Source organism: Mesorhizobium sp. LNHC252B00 (assembly GCF_000502955.1).
GTDB lineage: Bacteria > Pseudomonadota > Alphaproteobacteria > Rhizobiales > Rhizobiaceae > Mesorhizobium.
The window spans coordinates 1-357 of sequence record NZ_AYWO01000151.1; the positions used below are offsets into that span (position 1 = coordinate 1).

The window sequence follows — 357 nt, forward strand, 5'->3', positions numbered from 1 at the left end:
ACTATACGGGGAGAGGATGCCGGCAGGCAGGTGAGGGGCAGCGCAAACACTGGCCACTATGAATAGTCGCTATGACGCATGGCGTTATTTATCCAGTGGAAAGCATCATGGCGTCACGAACCGGCATTCGGTTTGCACGAAGACCCTTCGCCCACAATCTCGGTGTACTCTTTCACCTGCCCATCCAGCCCACGTATGCGCCAGCTCTGCCCGTCCTGTTCCTCGACATGGCAAGGTCCGAGCGGCACCTTGCCGCCCCCGTCGGGCAGGTCGAGCACATAGACAGGGTTGCAGATCCCCGACAGGCGCGCGCGCAGCGCTTCCACCAACGCCTGGCCCTGTGCGATCGTGGTGCGC

The 357-nt window shown here is 61.9% G+C and carries 1 pseudogene; it reads right to left on the minus strand.

The features are described from left to right. Positions 1 to 113: 113 nt before the first annotated feature. A pseudogene (locus tag X744_RS0139400) lies at positions 114 to 357 on the minus strand (hypothetical protein); the annotation flags it as partial.